The organism is Pseudomonas putida (assembly GCF_026625125.1).
GTDB classification, from domain to species: domain Bacteria; phylum Pseudomonadota; class Gammaproteobacteria; order Pseudomonadales; family Pseudomonadaceae; genus Aquipseudomonas; species Aquipseudomonas putida_X.
On record NZ_CP113097.1, the window covers coordinates 1,335,815 to 1,351,941 of the forward strand.

At 52.0% G+C, this 16,127-nt stretch carries 14 protein-coding genes; 5 read left to right on the plus strand and 9 right to left on the minus strand.

Features of this window, described 5'->3' with window-relative positions; genetic code table 11:
- Positions 1-135 precede the first annotated feature (135 nt).
- Genes OSW16_RS06130 through OSW16_RS06145 form a run of 4 tightly spaced genes read right to left on the minus strand, consistent with a single transcriptional unit; the run spans position 136 to position 6,160 of the window.
- A complete protein-coding gene (locus OSW16_RS06130) occupies positions 136-2,640 on the minus strand; it encodes a hypothetical protein (RefSeq protein ID WP_267821539.1) in 2,505 nt (834 codons plus the stop codon).
- Positions 2,637-3,590 (minus strand): TniB family NTP-binding protein, encoded by a 954-nt coding sequence (locus OSW16_RS06135; RefSeq protein ID WP_267821541.1) that lies wholly within the window; start codon positions 3,588-3,590, stop codon positions 2,637-2,639. Before OSW16_RS06135 ends, OSW16_RS06130 begins: the two co-directional genes overlap by 4 nt.
- A gap of 4 nt (positions 3,591-3,594) precedes the next feature.
- Positions 3,595-5,508: an integrase catalytic domain-containing protein gene (locus tag OSW16_RS06140; protein ID WP_267821543.1), complete on the minus strand. Its 1,914-nt coding sequence runs from the start codon at positions 5,506-5,508 to the stop codon at positions 3,595-3,597.
- A 1-nt stretch (position 5,509) separates the two neighbouring features.
- On the minus strand, positions 5,510-6,160 hold the full coding sequence (locus OSW16_RS06145; RefSeq protein ID WP_267821545.1) for a hypothetical protein: 651 nt from the start codon (positions 6,158-6,160) through the stop codon (positions 5,510-5,512).
- Positions 6,161-6,560: 400 nt separating this feature from the next.
- On the opposite strand from OSW16_RS06145, the gene OSW16_RS06150 reads away from it, so the two are divergent.
- The 3 genes from OSW16_RS06150 to OSW16_RS06165 all read left to right on the plus strand — a co-directional run bounded on the left by OSW16_RS06150 (position 6,561) and on the right by OSW16_RS06165 (position 9,089).
- On the plus strand, positions 6,561-7,439 hold the full coding sequence (locus tag OSW16_RS06150; protein ID WP_267821546.1) for a hypothetical protein: 879 nt from the start codon (positions 6,561-6,563) through the stop codon (positions 7,437-7,439).
- 1,168 nt (positions 7,440-8,607) lie between these two features.
- Positions 8,608-8,796, plus strand: coding sequence for an antitoxin Xre/MbcA/ParS toxin-binding domain-containing protein (locus tag OSW16_RS06160; RefSeq protein ID WP_267821548.1), 189 nt, complete (start codon positions 8,608-8,610; stop codon positions 8,794-8,796).
- A 134-nt stretch (positions 8,797-8,930) separates the two neighbouring features.
- Positions 8,931-9,089, plus strand: a complete 159-nt coding sequence (locus OSW16_RS06165) for a hypothetical protein (RefSeq protein WP_169725158.1) — start codon at positions 8,931-8,933, stop codon at positions 9,087-9,089.
- Between the two features lie 90 nt (positions 9,090-9,179).
- Here the strand turns inward: OSW16_RS06165 and OSW16_RS06170 are convergent, their stop codons facing one another.
- Both OSW16_RS06170 and OSW16_RS06175 read right to left on the minus strand, forming a co-directional pair.
- Positions 9,180-9,602, minus strand: coding sequence for a hypothetical protein (locus tag OSW16_RS06170; protein ID WP_267821553.1), 423 nt, complete (start codon positions 9,600-9,602; stop codon positions 9,180-9,182).
- Between the two features lie 339 nt (positions 9,603-9,941).
- Positions 9,942-10,919, minus strand: a complete 978-nt coding sequence (locus tag OSW16_RS06175) for a DNA-binding protein (RefSeq protein ID WP_267821555.1) — start codon at positions 10,917-10,919, stop codon at positions 9,942-9,944.
- Between the two features lie 173 nt (positions 10,920-11,092).
- Here OSW16_RS06175 and OSW16_RS06180 point away from each other — a divergent pair, with 173 nt between their 5' ends.
- On the plus strand, positions 11,093-12,001 hold the full coding sequence (locus OSW16_RS06180) for a site-specific integrase (protein ID WP_267821557.1): 909 nt from the start codon (positions 11,093-11,095) through the stop codon (positions 11,999-12,001).
- 283 nt (positions 12,002-12,284) lie between these two features.
- Here OSW16_RS06180 and OSW16_RS06185 read toward each other — a convergent pair whose 3' ends face one another.
- Positions 12,285-12,485 (minus strand): hypothetical protein, encoded by a 201-nt coding sequence (locus OSW16_RS06185; RefSeq protein ID WP_267821559.1) that lies wholly within the window; start codon positions 12,483-12,485, stop codon positions 12,285-12,287.
- A 463-nt stretch (positions 12,486-12,948) separates the two neighbouring features.
- Positions 12,949-14,016 carry an aromatic ring-hydroxylating dioxygenase subunit alpha gene (locus OSW16_RS06190; protein WP_267821561.1) on the minus strand — a complete coding sequence of 356 codons (1,068 nt, stop codon included), beginning with the start codon at positions 14,014-14,016 and terminating at the stop codon, positions 12,949-12,951.
- Between the two features lie 117 nt (positions 14,017-14,133).
- Between OSW16_RS06190 and OSW16_RS06195 the strand changes: the two genes are divergently transcribed.
- Entirely contained in the window at positions 14,134-15,087 is a 954-nt protein-coding gene (locus OSW16_RS06195; RefSeq protein WP_267821563.1) for an AraC family transcriptional regulator, read from the plus strand.
- Between the two features lie 121 nt (positions 15,088-15,208).
- Here OSW16_RS06195 and OSW16_RS06200 read toward each other — a convergent pair whose 3' ends face one another.
- Positions 15,209-16,030, minus strand: coding sequence for an SDR family NAD(P)-dependent oxidoreductase (locus tag OSW16_RS06200; protein WP_267821565.1), 822 nt, complete (start codon positions 16,028-16,030; stop codon positions 15,209-15,211).
- Positions 16,031-16,127 lie beyond the last annotated feature (97 nt).

Here is a 16,127-nt window from a genome sequence, read left to right on the forward strand (position 1 = left end):
CACGGGGATTTGTGGTGGGCCGAATGACTGAGTGCGCTCCTCTCGCAGACTGTATTGATGTCTACGAAGGCAGTCGATCGGACCTAAATGAACTACAGCCCTGGAAGGTGAGTTTTTGAAGTGTAGGCTGTCATATTAATAACGCCTACCGGGTGAAGATTGAAAACGCTTGATTTGAATGGCGACTGCCCGTTTGCTGATGAATATCCCGCCCGCTAATTGGAGCGGAAGCTTGGTTGCGATGCGTATTGCACCTATGTCTATGAGATATTTAAAACGCCCTTTGGCACCTGCGCGTGAATCTGCCATGGCTAAAGTGCAGTAGGCTTTCAGAAACTGACGAACCTTGTTGTGATCTTCATGAGAGATCCAATCCTTGTCCCTTGCGCGGATGGTGTTCACGTACCCCGTCTTGGTGAAATGCTTGGTAAAATCTTGAAGGGAAATCTTAAGTTTATTGCATGCATCTGGCAGTGATACGAAACCATCTAGATATGTTTCGTTCGAACTGTTGGTAACGAGCTTGAAGCCTAGCTGTTGAAGATCTCTGAGAAGAAAAAAAGTTTCACATGCTTCGTTGGGGTTTCTATGTGTTGGTAATATATTTCTATTTTTTAAAAAGGTTTGTATTTTTGAAGGGCTGATACCAATCATTTTGGAGGCTTCGGTGGCACTAATATGATTGATTAGAAATTCATCTGCCTTCGATTTGTCGATGAATAATTTGCTCGGCGCACCATTGCAATCGGCAGATATCTCACGAGTTGTCAATAGTGTTGTTACAGTGCTTACCGAAAGCTGAAGGTAGCTGCTGGCTTCAAGGATTGTCATCGTTTCGTTATTGTGGCTTGAGTTTTTGCGGACTATTTCTTCAATGTCTTTACGGTGAAATATTGTAGTGTCACCGCAGCCAGCAAATGGACCTGCTAACGGCTTCAATCCCAAGCTTATAAGCAGCTTGGTTGCTAAATTATGGACGGTGCCAATAATTTTTGCGAATTCTTCCGCTTTTAAGAAATCATATTTTGCTGCCTCAGCATCCGTTTTTAGCAAGTATAAAGAGTTACCCCTCCGTTTTCTTCGTCGAGCGATGAGCCAACCATCTTTAATAAGCTTAGCGATTGTGCAAGGTGAGAGGTTTGACAGCTCTGAGGCTTTCTGCGAACAGCAATACTTATCGATTTCTGCCTCATCAATAAACGCCAGTTGAGCTCTTTGAACTCTTGGGTGCTTCTCATGCGGCACTCGTGCCTCCAGATATGCACCGAGCCGATCGGTAACAGAGCGTTCTAGAGGGACCGCATAAGTGAATTGCTGTGCTGGAGGGGGGATTATATCGAGGGCCTGCATAGCCAATATCACTGAATTTCTATCCGTATTAGTCCTTGAGCAGAACTGCGCCAAGGTTTCGTACCTATCTTCAAAATTTCGAATCTGACGCTCGTTGACGCTATAGGAATTGTCGCCATGAACTGTAACCTCAAGCAGACCCTCTTGGATGATTCGATTAAGCCTATGCCTAGTTACACCGAGTCGTTGTGCTGTAGACCCTAGAGTCATTCCTTTTTTTTCTGGCTCCTTCCTGATTGGGCGATTTCTGAATTCATCAGCTTTTTCTACCAACTCAAGGATAAGGTTTTCAGGAATCATACGTTGGCGGCCAACGCTTTTCCAAATGTGCTGAGTTTCTTTGTAGAGGGCTAGCAACACACTTCGAGGTAGGTTTAAGAGTTTTCTGATTTGTGTTCTAGCTAAGAAAAACGTTTTTCCTGGTTGTCTGTGAGGTGTGCTGGATGAACCAGAGGTAGCGGGATGGCCTGCATCTTTGTTATCCAAGAACGATTCAACCACCTTTCTAGAAGCTTCAGTTTCTACATTCGATAATGCCGCCGCAATGATGCGGCGCTCCAAATGTGGATGGCGGGAGTGAAGGGTGTTAAGAAATTCAATCAGGGTTTTTTGATCATTTTCAACTATCGCCACTGCAACAAGGAGCGTAGCCCTGTCAGGGTCACCGCTTGAAACAGGGTAGGTGTAATTTAGAGCGTGGAGCGCATGCTCTAGCAAATCAATATTTTCTTGCTTTGACTCACGAAACCAGTTTAGTAATTTCTGTTCTGGGTTTGTATCTTCGATAGTGCATGGTGGAGAGATCAATTCATTCTCGCAGGCTCTGCAGTGTAGCGTCAGTGCATCAAACCACGAGATGAGAGCGCTGCAATGTGGGCAATTAAATAAATAATTTCTGGTGTGGAAGGGGCAATGGAAGCAAAATCGAATGTCCTTAAGAAAGTGCTCCATGCCTTCATGCCAGCAGTCAGAGCACAATCCTCGTCCCGACCAGCGTATCATCGAGTTCTTGATCAAAAGGTTGTTAACAGAGTAATGCCTATTTGATCGAAATGCAGTTAAAGGGGAATAGAATCCTGATAATACTTTATCTTTGTAAATGCCGGACCTGTCGGCGAGCCATACTGCCGGTTCCCCATTGCGGCTGAGTGAATTAAACAAAGGCAATGGGATACCGAGACTCGAAAATTGAGCGCGTGTAACGCAGCCGTGCTTTAAAGCGAATCGTTTCAATAAGCTTGTCGGGCTTTCCTCAGGCAAGGGAAACGGCAAGTAAAATACTTCATTCATGCTGACACCCGATACAATTTTATTTTCTCTTGAACCTCTTTTGATTCTATAAGTCGAAGATTGCTCACTAGATCTGCTGCGAATGGGTTGCGAGATGATAGCCTGGTATCTAAACTTAGGTGCTCACAGGAATAATGCAGGTCGGCTAGCTTTAAACCCTTGCCATCATCGCGTAAGAGACATCGCTTCAGCGCAACGAAGAGAATCTTCCTGAGCCAGCCAAGGTTACCTGCTGTTGCTATGAAAAGGCCCAAAGCGATGGACGGGTCATGAAGGTTAATGTCACTGGAAAGGCCTGTGACCGTGAAAAGAGCCTCATTTAGCTTTTCCAATGTGCGAGCGTAATCTGAGTTTGGATCGTCACTGTAGGTGAAAAACTCCAAAGTTACTTGATATGGGAAGCGTGTCGCGAATGCGCCGAGATGAGACCGTATGTCAACACATTCTTCGGTGCCGCTAATAATTACTGGCTTACCTAGCTTCGTAGTAAAAGATGCTATCCAACCAAGAGTTTGCGGGCGTATTTTTTTGGCGGCGCCGATACAAAGGCGGTTGATTTCATCTAAGAATACAAGCTCTACACGTAGTTGTTTCAGCAGGCTTACAAGTTGCTGTGTCATTTCCTCAAGACTGCCTCTGGGTTTGCTAATGCCTAGTGCGATTAACATCTGTCGCGGCATGCCCTTTACTGTCACGTCGCTAGGGACTTCGAAGTAGATTACGGGCTTGCATAGGTCGACTCCACCTTCGACAATGCTTGCATACCTTTCTACGTATTGTTCCATAGCACTAAAACATAGCGTTGTTTTTCCTGTGCCCGTCCTGGCGCACAATATTGCCCCATAAGGTTCTTCTGATACCTTAGTATCCTCGATTGCATCCAGTAGAACCGAATGCGCAGCATTGAATCGTGGGAAGTGAACCCTACAATGCTTGAAGGCATTGAGCATTGAATTAATCCGTGCGGTCTCCATTTCGACGGCCCCCTATTGAAAGCGTAAAGTCTTCAGGAGTTGCAGTGTTATATTCGTGACAAGGCACTACGTTGTCCAATGGCAATGATGGTTGCTCATAAATTTCTGTCACTTGCTGCGTACTCAACTTCCCATCCTCTAGCGCTGTCAAGAGTGTTTGGTAGCCCTTTTTGTTGGCCTTTGCAATCTTCCAGAGTAGTTGTGTTCGCGCCTCCAGTGCTTTGCAATAACACTGCGTCTTCCTGATAGCCTTTTGCTGCGCTTGGATCAGATGATGAAAATGCAGCGTTAGACCCTTTTGGTATTGAGGGTGCATCGGGATTAGCGGCTGGATATCATGCGGATAGCTCGGGTGGCAGATCCAGGCTTGGCTTACGTCGCCAGCATCAAAATAAAGAATGAGCTTCTTTACTAGGGGGTGCTTTGTGGCTAGATAACTAACCGCAGGCCCATACCAGTGCAGATTCTGATGGCGTACCCGTCCGCTTGGATTTCCCGTTACTTCCGCAGATCGCCAAAAACAGCGACGCAGATCCTCGTCTGAGAATCTTTGAGGCGGAAATTGGTTAGTCACGGCTAGTGACCAAGCTTCGTTTGGGGACATTTCCAACGAACTGTGTTTGTCAGCATGATACGTATCAAGCCATTCGGTGAAAATGCTTTGGACTTGTTCGATCGTATACATCGCTTGCCCTTCAGAGTCGTAGTCACCTTTCGCCTCAATACTTTTGTGGGTCGTGCCGCGCATCATGTGCTCTATTTCACAGGCCCAGGTCTTAAAGAAAGCTTCGATATGCGGTTTCTGATTCGGTTCGTCTTGCTCGCAAAAAGTGACCGCTGAGCCCAAGAAATGAAGAAGTTTTCTCAGGGTTTTAGCGATAAATTCGGCACCGTTATCAAAAATGTATAGTTCAGCCAAGCCACCTCGCGGATTGTTGGAACTTAACGATCTCTGTAAGACATTGATGGTAGAGTCCAAGGACGCCGGATTAAGCGAGATCAGCCAAGCGATAACATAGCGGGTCTTAACTTCGATAAAGGCAGTAAGTACAGGCTTTCCTACTGGCTTGCCATGTTTATCCACTACTATGACGTCCAAGGGGCGTGAGTCGGCCTCTACACGCTCAAATAGTCGATCAGGCTCAGGTATCGGCGCGCCCCAGTAATGAGTTTTCTTGGCAGCTTTTCGGCCGCGCTGATGAAGTATGGTTTCGTGAGCGTTAACCTCGTTGATGATTCTATAAAGAGTTGATACGGATGGAACGCGAAACTGCTCAGTGAGCCGGCGCCGTTCATTCAATGCTTTCAGCATCAACCTAATGCTGGAGATTAGGGCTGTTTTAGTGAAGGGGGTTGGGTTCCAGAAAAGTGTGGCGATATTGGATTTTATGAGTTGCTGTACTTCCAGGGGTTGATGAGAAATGTGCTTGTTGATTGACCTGAAAGTGTTAGGTATTAAGGCGGTAAAGTTTCTGCCGGCATTTAAAAATGCCCGTTTCCATTCCCACAAAGTAGTATAACTAGGAGCCTTATGAGGCCCAAGTTTTTTGACCATGATTTCGACAAAATCATGATGAGTCCGCCGTGTGACCCACCCGCAGTCTCCTAAGAAGGCTTCGACATAGGCGGCGCGAGTTTCGAGAGCACGAGCTTCCCTCTTGGGTAAGCGGGAAATTATTAAGTGGGCATCAGTTTGTATTGGTGCTTCCTGCAGTTTAATCATCTTGCCCTGATCAATTGCTCGACGAAGCGTGGTGATATATTGATAAACAACTTGAGCAGGACCGTAGATCGAACGTAGTTGGGCGCGTTCGTCGTCAACTTCCATTACCTGGTAATCTCTGCCGCAGTAGTGATAACGCTCTCCCGTCCGAATTTCAATCAAAGCGCGCATGTTAAGAGCTACGCACGCGGGTATCGAGGTTGAATGGTTGGCTAAGATTGACAGAGGTCATCTTGTGAAAAATTGAATAAGCTATGTCTTCAGCCAGATGGCCGCTGCTGAGCAGATGCTGGACTGATACCTCATCAGAATCGAAATTATTAATTGTTGCAACTACCCGGCGCGCGCCTTCTGATGTGCCATGCAGGGCGTGATGGTAAAGAAGCCTAAGGTTATGAGTTTTTGGGGATTGGCTAATGCTGGCGAGCATGATTATTTCCAGGTTTAGCCCCGCTTCGCTAAAGAGTGCGCGCAGCCCGCTCTGCCTATCTTTTTCTACTTGAAGAATGACAGTTGTAGGTTTCAACAGTTCGTAGAAGACCATATGCCCTTCGTCGAACAAGGCGCAGAAGTCAGGGCTGTAGCACTGATTAGTTTTTTCGAAACGAATTTTTCCGGGCCGGCTGCAGTAGCCTGTGACTCTGGGTTCATATTCTAAATGAATACAAAAATCTGAATGCTGCAGTACCGTGCAGCCCACAGCGGACTTGTTTTTATTCGATGGGAAGTGGGTGATTCGCCTATGGTGTTGACCAGTCGTTAATTCAGCACGCGCTGTGATCGTAACCGTGCCTGGCAGATGGCGTTTCAGATCAAGTTCCATAAAGTCTCCGTACAGACGGGCTTTGGGCTCTCTAATCAAAACTGTGATCTTCCCCTGCCTCAGGCACTGACGGTGGGCTTGACGCGGGTCAGCGGGGGAAGGCATCCCCGTTGACTCCATTTTCACCCAGCTCGGCTCACCTTGACAGACCATGATATGAATAAAATCTATTGTTCTGACGTAGGCAGTTTTTCGAAAAATCAATAGGTTAACAAATGCGAAAACTTCTGCATTTGTGAATAGGGACGGCAATGACCGCTCCTTTGTAGTGCCGCAAGTCCGTCATGTAGTGGTAAGGCTTGATGTGTAGTGCTGCTACATTTTTTGTTGCGACACTACATTCAGATGCGATCCGTTTCCTCCTCATGGGTTAGGGCGACACTGGAAAGGAGTTCTTGTTATGAGGGATGGCCGGTTGGATTTGCCCGAGCTCAGACGTGCTCGAGGCATCGCTTTTTCCGTTTCGGTGGCTGAATGCTATGGGTGTCAAGACAGTGCTTCAGCGGTAGCAGCCTGTGAAGCTGCCCACGACATCACAGTTCTCCCGCAAACGGGAACACCTCTAGAACTGCTCAAGCTTTGGCGACGCCGGTTCAAGGGCGCCGTTGCGTCTGAGCCAGCTCGAGTGAGTTTGTATGAGCGCTTTCCCGACCTCCGCAGTGTTTTCGATTCCTCCTTGTGGAGCTTGCTCAAGCCAGATTTATTGCCCACACGCGTTGAAGAGTTAGCGCAATCGGTGCGCGTGAATGGCAAGCAGTTGGCAGGCTTCAGCCCGAAGTCATTGGCAATACTCTCTGGCTGCCCTCATTGGCAGCGGCTAGCTCCGCTGCTCGCGATCCTTCGCTCGAAATCGAGCACGTTCCTTATGCAGCGCTGCTGGTTGAGAAAGTCCTTTGCCGCTTTTTGCTGCTTGATGTGTGTGCGACCAGGTCATAGAAAACTGGCAGTACCGCTTTGGAAGGCAATTCATTCACTAGAGGCCCAGGGCAAGCTCGGTGACATAGCGTTTTGGCCGGCGGATGCTGGGTGCTTCGAGCGCCTCTTGATGAAGCAGATCAAACTGGGTGATCGGCTGATTAGTAACGGATGGGTCGATGGTTGGGATGATGAGTGTCTGCTTTGGCTTTGGTCTTTGGCTGAACCACAACACACTGGATTGGTGGAAGCCCTGCTATCCACAGAGGTGTTTCCGCACGGCATGAAACCCCCCGCGGTAACCATCGAAGTGCAACGGGCGTTAGTCAAAAGGGCACGATTTGTTGTCACGCTGTCGATGTGAAGAAGGATCAGATTCTCCAAATCTCAAAATGATCGCCGAGCGATGGGCTCAGCTCGGTCAACCTTTGTTTGCTATGGATACCGGCCCGGTAGCAACACCTCGGGCCCTGCCAATATTCACGCTTGCTCTGGCATTGATCGATCGACTGGACGAGTCAGTTGTCATCTTCCCACGTAAGTGCTAAGCGTCAGTGGCGTGGAGTACATGTGTACTCTAGTCGGAATGTCCGGAAGGTAGTCTCGTGCCGGCACGTGCAGAGGATTCATCGACTGGATGGTGTGGGAGGACCGCTTGTGGTACCTGTGAGGCATCGTTTGCCGGTATCGAAACCCGGAAATGGGTCAACAACTCTGCACATTTTTCTGCATAAATTCCTATCCACCCTGAATCAGATGACGCGGGGCTTTCCTCGCTTTCTCATCGGTTGAATATGGCTGTTTTCTACACATTTTTTTGCTGACATTTTCGGACATATCTACGCGCTTACCGCAGCAGCCGATCCGGAGCAACGGAGCGGCCGGCCTGTCGCGACGGCGAGGCACATAACCGGTCCCTCCCAACTGAGTTGGATCTCATCGCCCAGTGAAAGGTCGTTTGAGGGGCAAACTTCACTGAGACCAGGACGTCACGGGGCTGGACGGATTTGCCCCAGCCTGGATACTTCCGTCAGTTTCATCAATGCGCCACGCTACGACTCAATCGCTCACCCGTTGGTGTCTCCATTGCCCCAGCTGCAGAACGATCTCATAGGAATTGAAAGATTAGCGATCAAATACCTTCTCAGAGCTCCCCTAGCGCAAAGCTCTTTTTCCACTCTTGTTATGCAACAGTGCTCAGAGCCGCTGATGCCCGTTACGATGTCCGTGGCTACGTGTTATCAGAGCTGGTCAGCCTGTGCTTAGGCAATCGCGCTACAGTACCGCTTGTATATCGCGCCCATTACGAACGCTACGTGCAAAGGGAGGCGATGGCTTTCGTGGAGTCTTTCACCGCTCAGTTATTGTTTCGGGCGGGACGATTCTCTCCTCACGAATACCGTTACAGACCAGAGGCGCCCGCAGCGCCTGTGGGCAATCACCCACCGGAGCCGCGCATGACTGCATTTAGAGTTCTCGCACCCAGCTCGCCTTTTCCTAACAGGTGTTGGAGTCTGAACCATCACTGCTTCATGAGACGACGCCATGAGATTTTGATAACCGGTGAGCAGGTGTTCGGAAATCGTGAGCTGGCTGAAACATGGTTCACCAAGCCGGCGATCGGACTTGGCCGGCGTCTGCCGTGCATGCTGTTGAAAACCAAGAACGGTTATACGGAGCTGGCGGAGTTCCTCGTCCGGCTCGATTACGGTGTTTATTGATCGTCACCCGGCTTCTAAGTAGCACGCCTGCGTGCCCCGGGCTGATACTGTCGAGTATGATGCGAGGACGCGTCTTGTCATCGCCACCGCCCAGCAATCCTATCCACCCGAAGGTCACGACACACGAGGTGTCTATGAGGCAGATCAAGCAGGAACCCAAACCCTTGATGGCCGCCCGCTTTCAAGCAGAAGCACGCGAAGCCCTGGCCAAGCGCAGTAGCCAGGGTCGCTTTATTGATATTGCCGCCTCCAAAGACCGGAGTTGGGAGCCAGTAGGGCGTTTGGCTGGTTGAGTTTTCCGGGGGAAAAATGTTGCTTAGGCCCTCATGGGCAGATATGCCCACAGCCTTGGCGACGCTAACGCGAAATGTACAGGCAATCTATCACCCATGCAGCGCTCCGTACGCCTCGCTTCGGGCTGCATCCAGTACCCGCGCGGGGACGGTGGCGATCATATCCTTCGGCAACTGGCCTCCCAAGTAGCTATTGGTTGAGCCGAACCAGAGCGCCATAGCCCAGTCATGCTTGCTAGAGGCGAGTGTCGTGATAATGGCTGCCAATGGCGAAAGCGGACGGAAGCCGGAAGCGGGGTCAAAGGCGTAGAGAGGAAAGAACTCCTTGTCTTCATGAGCCAGCGAAAAGATGTTCCTCGCCCGCTTCCACGCCATGAGTTCAAGAGTGCATTGCTCCGTGCTCAGCTGAGCCATGACTGCGAACGCTTCGGCAGTCAAGAAGTCACCGCTGCTCAGGAGACGTACTTTGCCCTTTTCCAGCATGGCCGTTTCTCGGGAAAGGGTAGGGCGCATACACATGGATATCCGTCTGGTGATCAGTGGATGCCTTCCCCTCAGTTCTGCGATGTGATCCAAGGGTCCAACAATCTGTGCTGGGCTGGCAGGACCCCGCGTCGTAAGTCGGGATCGCCAGGTCGCTGTGGCAGGCTAGCTTAGTGCTTGAGTGGATGAGGCTATCCGGGAATTTTCTGTGCAGAAAGACTCGGTCATCAGCTTTTTCTTAAGTGGCCCATGAAAATCTTCATTTTTGGAGTTTTGCTCTATTTTTTCTTAACTTTCCTGCCCGGCATGCGCTGAGGTACACAGCGACGCTCGCCTGAGGTGGGACGACTCCGCGCCAGGTTTGATCCATCATTGAGGAATTGGACTGTCAGATGACCCCGGCTCGACCACGCCCTGCAGGCGTGCCAGTTGTTGCGCCTGCGCCCGCAGGAGGCGCTGGTCATGACGGTGGGCGAGGAGGTAAGACCTGGACTTCTCGCGGAGCAAGGTGATCTCACTCGCCATCATTTCTGCCTGCTGATGCGCCTGGTTCATCTGCAGCTTCTCGGCCGCCAAGTGCTGCTGCGCGGCATTCAACTCCCGCTCGAGCTGACGGAGCTGTTGCTGCTGGTAGCCCTCCGTGCTGGTCGAGCGTTCCAGGTCTCGGTACAGCTGTGTCAGTTCTTCCTGGCGGACAGCGAGTTGTTCACGCAATCCCCGCACCTCGGCTTGCAACTGACTCAACTGCTGATCATGCCGTTGCAGTTCTTCCTGGCGTTGCACCTGATGCTGCTGGCGAAAGTGCTCCAGCGATTCACGCGCCTGTTGGTGTTTGGTCTCGAGCGAGTGGATCGTCGTCGCTCGCTCCTCGAGCAGCTGGAGCTGCTGCCGGCACGCTTCTTCAAGACGCCGTCGCTCACCTTCGGTCAGTTGCAGTTGATCCGTCAGCTGCACTTCACGCAGACGCAACTGCCGATGGGCCTCTATTTCTGCGGTGTGTGCCACTTGCAACTGCTCGAAGCGCGCAGCCTCCACCGCGCGCTGCTGCTGGTAGGCCGCTTGTTGCCGCTCCAGGCGGGCGCGATCGGCGGCGACCGTGGCCTGCGCTTCGTTGGCCAAACGCTCAGCTAGACTTTGCAGCAGCGCCTGTAATTCTTCCGACAGGTTCACCTGTGGCGGATGGGGTTCTGCTACATCCAGCTCACGCAGGTAGCGAAGGATGGTGGTCTTCGAGCCCGTATGGCCGAGTTCCGCACGTACGGCCTCGATACTGGGTGACAGACCACGGGCGAGGAGGGCATCACGTGCTCGCTGCACGAGGGCTTTATTGATTCCGGCGCGGGCCATGCTGCTGCTCCCACTTTTTCGTACTGTTCAAACAGTATGGAAGTACACGCGTACAGATGCCCGATTCGGTACCAATAATCGGACAGACTGACGTTTGAGAAGCCAAGTTTCTCGCACGTGATAGCGCGTTTAGCGGTGATTTGCTGTTTTCGGGGGTACAGACGGAGGCCGTGGTGGACACTTCGCCCGATCGTTATCTCCAGGCCGCGCGTCGCGCCAGTACCGAGCGACGCTACGCTCAGGCCATCGCGCACTTCGAGACGGAGTGGGGTGGGTTGCTGCCCGCCTCCAGCGAAAGTGTCGTGCGCTACCTCACGCATTACGGCGACCAACTGACGAGCCGAACCCTGCGGGTGAACCTGGCCGCCTTGGCCCGCTGGCACCAGCAATTGGGCTTTACCGATCCCACCAAATCCTATCGGGTGCGCGATACGCTGAAGGGGATTCAGGCGCTGCATCCGCAGCCGGTGAAACAGGCCGAGGCCCTGGCGCTCCACGAGTTGGAGCTCTGCATCAATCAATTGGCTGAGGAGTTTGCGGATCCGCTGCCAGTGGTGAGGCTGCGTGCAGCCCGTGATCAGGCGCTCATCCTGCTCGGCTTTTGGCGGGCATTTCGCAGCGATGAATTGAGCCGGTTGCGCATCGAGCATATCCAGTGGCGGCAAGCGCAGGGCCTGGAGCTATTCTTGCCGAGCAGTAAGTCCGATCGCAGCAACCGCGGCCGTGTGGTCAAGGTGCCGGCCCTCAAGCGCTTATGCCCCGTCGCGGCCTATGAGGTGTGGTTGGAAGAGAGTGGGCTCACCGAGGGGGCGCTGTTTCGTTCCATCGACCGCTGGGGCCATATCGGGAAGCAGGCACTTAATGCAAACAGCCTCTCGCGGTTGTTGCGCCAGGTTTTTCTGCGCAGTGGCGTCGACCCTGAAGGGTATTCGGCCCACTCGCTGCGACGCGGCTTCGCCACTTGGGCGAGTGAAAATCAATGGAGCAGCAAAGCCTTGATGGACTATGTCGGATGGCGCGATGTGCAGACGGCTGCTCGGTATATCGAGAGCGACGCGCCGTTCGGGAAATGGCGCCGCTGACAAATCTACACGTTCACCCCGCGACGTGCGTTCGGGTGAATAAATGAGGACGTTCCGCTATGCATCATTGGTATGTGCGACCTGTTGTTGAAAGCGTGGTGTCGAAGAGTAGTTGGGGAGGCCGTGCAAGTATCTAAAGGACGATGTGCTACCGAATTCGATCAAAAACGCGCTCGGCTGCCAGGTGGTTGAAGCGTATTTGCAGCGCGTAGAGTAGTTATTGATATGTTCATCAGTATGGATGCCTCAGGATACGTGAACACTCCGCACGAGGCCTCAGATGTCACAGAAGCTGCTGAAAAGTAATTTCAAGTTCAAGGGTCGCGCAGATCAACGCTTGAATAGCATTACCACTGAACCGGATTTGATGTGTGCGTTTCTGATTTCCCGGATGCGCGGGGGTGTAGACGACCAATAACTCGCGATTGGTGGCGTCATACTTCACTTCAGAAATAGTTTGAACATGGGCAACAGTAAAATTCATTCAGTACAATGCCAGGCGCGGGAGGAAACCGCGTCTATAGCATCCCTCTCATCAGACAGCTGATAGTAAGGCCCCTCAAGGTATGGAAGGCCATCCCCGGAAGCCCTGTGGCAGATTGCATGGTGCGTTTGCTATTTGACAGACGCTGACCATCTGCGTCGTCTGCTCAGCGGGTGTTGGGGAAATTAGCAAGAGGGCCATAGCGCCGAACAGACATGCCAGCAATGCCAGAGTTTTTATTTTTGTTTTCATATCTTCGTCTCGTGAGAGCAAAAATTAGCTCCAAGATGAAGGGCGGTCCGTAGAATAGATCCTATCTTTTGATTGGAGCGGGCTTGGATCGCCTGACGGTTGACAGTGAAAGCTATTGCGCCATGACCGACCGGCGGTCAGTACCGCCGATCGCCTGCCGTGGGCAATGGTTGCTACCTAAAAATGACCGTAAAGATTTCGCTCGGTCAGATCATGAAAGCGTTTGGTCTTTATGCGCTGCTGATAATTCTTCTTTTTTCAATTTATCTAGCACCCAGCGCATCATCGACAAGGCGGTGTCGAATGCGATCGGGATCTGCTTTGGATTCGGCGTTTGCTGGAGCACTCTGGCCTGGGCCTCAATCATGATCCTGTCCTCTTCAAAGGCCATGCGTGCAATCGCAATCATGTCATCGGCCAGTTTCTCGCTACACCCAGCGAGTGCATGACGATTGGGCGCCCATGAAAAAAAGTAACGGGAATTATTCTCATTAGTGGGGGTAATTGCTTGGCAAGTTACGTCATGCGTGATGGGGGCGATACCCTGCGGTTGCTCTCCATTGAAGCTCTCAAGGGTTCCCCGGGGAAAGGCATACGAATTCATCACCATTACCCCAGGTGCCAAGTAATCATAGGCCGTGAAAATATCGACGGTCTCAGACTCGACCACCCCCTTAATGTGATTGGGTGTTGGTTGGGCGGGGAGCCATCGTTGAACCCTTACCCCTCGGTCGAGGCGGGATACCGTAGGCCGAACGTGTGCCCAGTCCTCGCTCATACCAAAGCTCTCAGGGTGGAGAAAATACAGATGGGAGAAGTCCAAGAGATTGTCGTTCACCAACAGGTAGTTAGCTTGATACTCGATACTCCCGGAGCGGAAAATCCAGTCTGGATGGTCATGACCTACTGCGGGCGGAATAAGCGCCGGGTCGGCTGCCTTCGGATCTCCGAGCCAAACCCAGACCCAGCTGTCGCGCTCAATGACTGGGAAGCTGCGCACGCATGCTTGCGCGGGGATAACATCTTGCCCGGGTATTTCGGTGCATTTGCCGGAGCTGTCGAACTTGAGGCCATGGTACATGCAGCGAACGCAATCTCCCTCCTTCCTGCCTATGGATAGGGGCGCCGAGCGGTGGCAGCAGCGATCCTGCAATGCGGCTATGGCCCCGTTGGCCATGCGGTAAAGCACGATAGGTTCATCAATGATTGTGCGCGCTACCAGCCCATCATTGATCTCATGGTCCCAGGCTGCAACATACCAGCATTCATGTAAATACATAAAATCCTCCGGCGACTCTGCTCTTTTTATTAGTATCGCCAGCTTATTGAGGCGGCAGCAGTCGTTCCATGCCCTGTTGGAGCGACTTTCGGCTGTATCCATCACTTTGGAGCGAACATGGACCTGCTAGGTGAAGTGCTTTTATCCTTGAAGGTGGAGAGCAACTCGGGCGGCATCTATACATTAGGAAACCCGTGGGGGCTCAGTGTCCCTGCCTTTCCGGTTGCCAGTGCTTACGCCTTGTTCTGCTTGGATGTACCGATGTGGCTCATGGCTTCAAACCAAGCTCCCGTGCGTCTGGAACCGGGTGATTCGGTGTTGTTGCTGCATGGGATTGCTTACCGGGTCGCGTCAAGTCCAGACAGTGACTGCGTCGATTTAATGGAGTATTGGCACGCCAACGAATTGCCGAAGCTGGTCGCCGGGAAGTCCCAGGCGGCGCCGATCAGTGGTCTAGAACTAGGGGAGGGTGAGAAGGTAGGGTGCATGATGATACTGGCATTCCTACTTCAAGCTGCGCAGAGCAATCCACTACTACATGCCCTCCCGAGTGTGATTCATCTAAAAGCCAGTACCAGCGGCATTTTTCCATCTATAGGGTCACTGGTGGAGTTTCTCGTTGAGGAAGAAACGGCTAGCCGCCCTGGATATGTGGCGACAGCGGCTCATATTTCGAACCTGATCATTTCCAGTTTCATCCGTGCATACGCATTATCCGCGCCGCAGGATCGCAGCGGCTGGTTGAAGGGGATTGCGGATCGCCGCATTCGCCAAGCATTGGCGGCCATGCACGCGCGTCCAGGCGACCCTTGGACCACTGATTCGTTGGCGGTTGAATCGAGTATGTCGCGGCACACTTTTGGGCGCCGTTTTACTCGTTTGGTCGGCCAATCTCCTATTGATTACCTTATTGACCTACGGATGCAGATTGCTGCGGAGCACCTGCGCGCTGGTAGACCAGTGGCACGTGTGGCTGAAGCCGTTGGTTACAATTCGGAGCGTGCATTCCGTGAGGTTTTTCGTAAGCGATTCGGGGTGTCTCCGCTGCGGTACAGCAAAGTAGAGGACTGACCTTCTCCTTTCTGAATCACCTGCCCTGAACCACGTAATGATGTGCTGATCGTCCGGTATCAGGTTGGCAGGGTGAAGAGGTTCCTTAACCCTGCCGAGGAAAAGTGGGCAGTCTGTACGGCTAGTCTGCTTGCCCCAGAATTGCACCGCCGTCAACGACGATTTCGCTCCCTGTCATGAATGATGAGGCTGCAGAGGCAAGTAACAGCGCTACGCCTTTGATCTCGGACGTTTTGGCGACTCTGTGCTGTGGATTCCCCGCTTCTAAAAGCTCACGCACTTCAGGAAGACCAGCATGGCCGTCAGCAATATTGGTAGCAAACGGCCCTGGGGCTATGGCATTCACCTGGATGTTGTATTTGGCCAGCTCAAGCGCCGCTTGACGCATCAGATGTGAGCCTGCGGCTTTAGCAGCCAGGTAGGGTGTCCCGACCCAGGCGACGCTTCGAAGGCTTGCGATTGAAGTGGTGACCACTATTTTTCCCGAACCTTGCGGTTTCATATACTTGGCAGACTCTTGTAGACAATGAAGTACACCATTTAGATTGATCGCCATTACGCGCTGCCAATTCAAGTGGTCGAGGTTCTCGAGTGCACCCTCCTTTAGCCGTTCCCCCTGGAGACCGAGAAATCCTGGTCCGGCATCGATCCCGGCGTTCGCAAACACAACGTCAAGCCTGCCGTAGTGATTGATCGTATTCTGAAATGCATTAGCGACGGATGCATGGTTGCTGACATCCACAATCTCTCCCCGTACTTCGAATCCTTGGCCTGTTAGCGAAGAGACGGTCTGGTCGAGAAGCTGAGCGTTTATGTCCATCAGAATCACTTTTGCGCCATTTTCGGCGAGTGCCTCCGCGCAGGCCAGCCCAATGCCACTCGCACCGCCAGTGACTACGCAGATCTGACCAGATACATCAAACAAACGTGAAGCAGTGCTCATGTTGACTCTCGCTTTTTTTAGGGGGAAGCGTTTCAAATAACGCGAATGCTTCTGCGTGACACCTATCGGATGGCGGTGCCTGGAACTGCCCATCACT